The organism is Fulvivirga sp., assembly GCF_040220315.1.
Classification (GTDB): domain Bacteria; phylum Bacteroidota; class Bacteroidia; order Cytophagales; family Cyclobacteriaceae; genus Fulvivirga.
In genome coordinates, this window is sequence record NZ_JAVJUY010000399.1 from 1 (window position 1) to 4,319 (window position 4,319).

A 4,319-nucleotide genomic window follows, 5' to 3' on the forward strand; every position below is an offset into this window, starting at 1 on the left:
CTAATTCATTTAATCTGATTGATGGCATTGATGGATTATCAGGAACACTAGGATTCATAATCATTTCTTCGTTTGGCGTATGGTTTTATCTTACGGGTAATATGAGTCTTTCTTTTATAAGCTTTGCCTTTTTGGGTGGGATAATGGCATTTTTAGTCTACAATTGGTACCCCTCCAAAATTTTTATGGGCGATACAGGAGCGCTGATGATAGGCTTCCTAATAGGTTGTCTTGCAATCTATTTTATAAATATTAATTTTAATCTAGACCCTTCAAGCCCACTCAGGTTTTCTGCAACAATTGGTACGGCCATTTGCATTTTGATAGTTCCGCTTACAGATACGCTAAGGATATTTATTCTTAGAATATTAAGCGCTAAATCGCCTCTTCATGCCGATAATAACCATATTCACCATGCCCTTTTGATGTTGGACTTAAACCATGCTCAATCAACCTTAGTACTAGGAGTGGTTAATTTACTCTTTATTGGACTGGCTATTTTAGGAAAAGAATGGAGCGAATTTCAATTATTATCCAGTTCCATTCTATTGGCCTTATTACTTCTGTGGGTATTACACAAATTAGTTATCCATAAAGCCCAGACACAAAAATGAGCCGTTTAAGAGGTTCCTCTTGTTGTAAGTAAAACTATCTGGTCCCGTGCCAGTATAAACATTTCCTCCCGCAGCCTCAACAACTGCCTGACCAGCAGCCGTATCCCATTCCATCGTTGGCCCGTGCCTGTAATATATATCTGCCTTCCCCTCTGCCACCATACAGAATTTGAGAGAACTGCCGACAGAAATGCTGTCGACAACATTATATTTTTCCAATACACTCTCTTCTTCAGGCGATGCATGAGATTTACTTCTCACGGCAATTCGTTGATTCTTACTATTATTAACCTTTAAAAATTTCTTCTGGGTACCTACAGTTTTGAATGCTTCTTTATCTAATTCACCAAAATACAACTCATCAGAAACAGGTGTGTAAACAACACCTAGAACTGGCTTATTTTTATGTATAACTGCTATATTAACGGTGAATTGTCCATTTCGGTTGATAAACTCTTTTGTTCCATCCAAAGGATCAATAAGAAAATAGTAGTCATAATTTACTCTAATATCATATTCAGGCACTTTCCCTTCTTCAGAAATAATAGGAATGTCAGGGTATGCGTGCCCAAGCTCTTTAACAATTACGTTATGTGATGCTTTATCAGCTAAAGTAAGTGGAGAATCATCAGCTTTGTGATCCACAACTTCGAACTTTTGGGGATCATTATAAATTCCTAATATTTCATGGCCAGCTTTTTTGGCGATATCAATTAATACCTTCTGATTAAATTCCATTTTGTTCTTTTTACCGACTGTATATTTAGAATATTTATTATTTAGACTATTTAATAGTAATTTTGCTGGCCAAAAATATCCATAATGGCAGAGAATATTCACCCCATTTTTGATAAATCATTGAAAAGCTCTGATAAAGAGATATTGCTCAATCAAAAGGGTATGGTCATTTGGATGATTGGTCTATCTGGATCGGGTAAAAGTACATTAGCAACAGGTCTGGAAAACAGACTACACCAGGAAAACGTCTATACAATGCTATTAGATGGTGACAATCTGAGAACTGGTATGAACAACAATCTTGGATTTAGTGAGGCGGACAGAACAGAGAACATCAGAAGAGCGGCTGAAACTGCCAAACTCTTTGCTAATAATGGTGCGGTTACAATTTGTTCCTTTATTAGCCCCACAAAAGAAATTAGAGAACTGTCATCAAAAATTATCGGTGATAAATACTATGAAGTTTTTGTGAGTTGCCCATTAGAAATCTGCGAAGAACGTGATGTTAAAGGACTATATGCAAAAGCCAGAAAAGGTGAAATTAAAAATTTTACTGGTATTGACTCCCCTTTTGTTGAGCCAGAAAAACCACAACTTGTTTTAAAAACAGATCAATTATCTCTTAAGGAATCACTAGATATTTTATTTAATAATGTAATAAAAAAAGTAAAAGAATAATTTATGCCCTCATATAATTTATCACACTTAGATCAACTAGAAGCTGAAGCTATTTTTATTTTTAGGGAAGTAGCAGCGCAATTTGAAAAGCCAGTCATACTATTCTCCGGGGGTAAAGATTCCATTACTATGGTTCACTTGGCAAGAAAGGCATTTTGGCCTGCCAAAGTACCTTTCCCATTGCTACACATAGACACAGGCCATAATTTTCCTGAAGCTCTTGATTTTAGGGATAACTTGGCAAAAAAATACAATGTGACTCTTGATGTTGGCCTTGTACAAGATTCAATAGACAGGGGCACAGCACAAGAAGAACGAGGCGTGAATCCAAGTAGAAACTCATTGCAATCTATTACACTTTTAGAAAAGTTAGAAGAAGGCGGATATGATGCCGCATTTGGTGGCGGAAGAAGGGATGAAGAGAAAGCAAGAGCGAAGGAGCGATTTTTTTCACATAGAGATGATTTTGGACAGTGGGACCCGAAGAACCAGAGACCAGAACTTTGGAATCTTTACAATGGTAAAAAAGCTGTTGGAGAATCGTTCAGGATTTTTCCTATTAGTAACTGGACTGAAATGGATGTATGGCAATACATTAAAAAGGAGCAAATAGACCTTCCTAGTATTTATTTCTCGCATAAAAGAAGCGTAGTAAACAGAGGAGGTGTATGGATTGCTGACTCACCATATAATACATTGCTAGAGGGGGAAAAATATGAAGAAAGGGTAATCCGCTACAGAACATTAGGATGCATGACCATAACTGGCGCCATTGAATCTGAGGCAAGTACTTTAGATGATATTATAGAAGAAGTGGCAGCAGCCAGACAAACTGAAAGAGGCAATAGGGCCGATGATAAACGCTCGGAAGCCGCTATGGAGGACAGAAAGAAACAAGGTTATTTTTAAGCAGGAAATTGAAATCAAACAATGAGCGATACAACCAAAGGATATATGGATATGGACCTTTTAAGGTTCACAACTGCCGGTAGTGTAGATGATGGGAAAAGTACATTAATTGGAAGATTAATGTATGATACTAAATCAATCTTTGAAGATCAAATCGATGCCATTGAACAATCTTCACAGAACAGGGGCGATGAGCATGTAAACCTGGCTTTACTAACTGACGGTTTAAAGGCAGAGCGTGAGCAAGGTATTACCATCGATGTAGCATATAGATACTTCGCAACACCAAAAAGAAAATTCATCATTGCTGATACTCCTGGCCATATACAGTACACAAGAAATATGGTAACGGGCGCTTCAACAGCCAATCTGGCAATCATATTAATTGACGCCAGAAAAGGGGTGATCGAACAAACTAAAAGACATTCATTTATAGCCTCATTGCTCCAAATCAAACATGTGATTGTTTGTATAAATAAAATGGACTTGGTTGACTATTCTGAAGAGGTATTTGAAAAAATCAAAAAAGAATATCTTGGATTTGATGCTAAACTCGAAATACCGGATATCCGATTTATTCCCATTTCTGCGTTGCATGGTGATAATGTGGTTAACAGGTCAGAAAATATGGATTGGTATCAAGGACCATCTTTACTTTGGACACTTGAAAATGTACAGATAGCCTCCGACAGAAACCTTATCGATAGCAGATTCCCGGTTCAGTGGGTGATCAGACCACAATCTGACGAATACCATGATTTTAGAGGCTACGCTGGAAATATTGCAGGTGGTGTATTTAGAAAAGGTGAAGAGGTTGTGGTGCTTCCATCAGGATTTACTTCAAGAGTAAAGTCAATCGCTACAATGGGTGGGGAGCTTTCAGAGGCATTCCCACCAATGGCTGTGGCTATTACTTTAGAAGATGAAATAGATATTAGCAGAGGCGACATGATCGCTAAGCCTAACAATCAGCCTATGGCTGAGCAAGATATTGACATGATGGTTTGCTGGCTTAATATAACTCCATTGAAGCTAGGCGGAAAATATCTGATAAAACATACTTCCAATGAAGCCAAATGTATCATCAAGGATGTCCGCTACAAAGTCAATGTCAACACATTAGAGAAATCTGAAAATGATAAAGAAATAAAGGCAAATGACATTGCCAGAATTCAGGTAAAAACAGCCAGGCCTCTATTTTTTGACGCATATAGAAAGAACAGAAATACCGGCTCGGTAATTATTATTGACGAGTTTAGTAATGAAACCGTTGGTGCAGGAATGATAATTTAATAATGAAAGAAAAGGTTAATACGATATTAGAAGAAATTGCTGCTGCTACAGCAAAAACTCAAGATGAGTTAGAATCCTATCGGATAA

The 4,319-nt window shown here is 37.4% G+C and carries 5 protein-coding genes; 4 read left to right on the forward strand and 1 reads right to left on the reverse strand.

The window, feature by feature from the left end:
- A partial coding sequence (locus RLO81_RS20505) for an MraY family glycosyltransferase (protein WP_350116373.1) occupies positions 1–614 on the forward strand: 614 nt, incomplete at its 5' end.
- On the opposite strand, the gene cysQ is transcribed toward RLO81_RS20505, so the two are convergent.
- Entirely contained in the window at positions 582–1,352 is a 771-nt protein-coding gene (gene cysQ, locus RLO81_RS20510) for a 3'(2'),5'-bisphosphate nucleotidase CysQ (RefSeq protein ID WP_350116375.1), read from the reverse strand. The two genes, RLO81_RS20505 and cysQ, sit on opposite strands and share 33 nt — an antisense overlap.
- Before the next feature lie 84 nt (positions 1,353–1,436).
- Between cysQ and cysC the strand changes: the two genes are divergently transcribed.
- Genes cysC through cysN form a run of 3 tightly spaced genes read left to right on the forward strand, consistent with a single transcriptional unit; the run spans position 1,437 to position 4,232 of the window.
- A complete protein-coding gene (gene cysC, locus RLO81_RS20515) occupies positions 1,437–2,030 on the forward strand; it encodes an adenylyl-sulfate kinase (protein ID WP_350116377.1) in 594 nt (197 codons plus the stop codon).
- A 3-nt stretch (positions 2,031–2,033) separates the two neighbouring features.
- Positions 2,034–2,939 carry a sulfate adenylyltransferase subunit CysD gene (gene cysD / locus RLO81_RS20520; RefSeq protein ID WP_350116379.1) on the forward strand — a complete coding sequence of 302 codons (906 nt, stop codon included), beginning with the start codon at positions 2,034–2,036 and terminating at the stop codon, positions 2,937–2,939.
- Positions 2,940–2,960: 21 nt separating this feature from the next.
- Entirely contained in the window at positions 2,961–4,232 is a 1,272-nt protein-coding gene (gene cysN / locus RLO81_RS20525) for a sulfate adenylyltransferase subunit CysN (protein ID WP_350116381.1), read from the forward strand.
- Positions 4,233–4,319 lie beyond the last annotated feature (87 nt).

What these genes read in the sequence shown, in the direction of transcription:
- cysQ (WP_350116375.1), bottom strand. Translation starts at nt 1,352, where the DNA reads ATGGAATTTAATCAGAAGGTATTAATTGATATCGCCAAAAAAGCTGGC.
- cysC (WP_350116377.1), top strand. Translation starts at nt 1,437, where the DNA reads ATGGCAGAGAATATTCACCCCATTTTTGATAAATCATTGAAAAGCTCT.
- cysD (WP_350116379.1), top strand. Translation starts at nt 2,034, where the DNA reads ATGCCCTCATATAATTTATCACACTTAGATCAACTAGAAGCTGAAGCT.
- cysN (WP_350116381.1), top strand. Translation starts at nt 2,961, where the DNA reads ATGAGCGATACAACCAAAGGATATATGGATATGGACCTTTTAAGGTTC.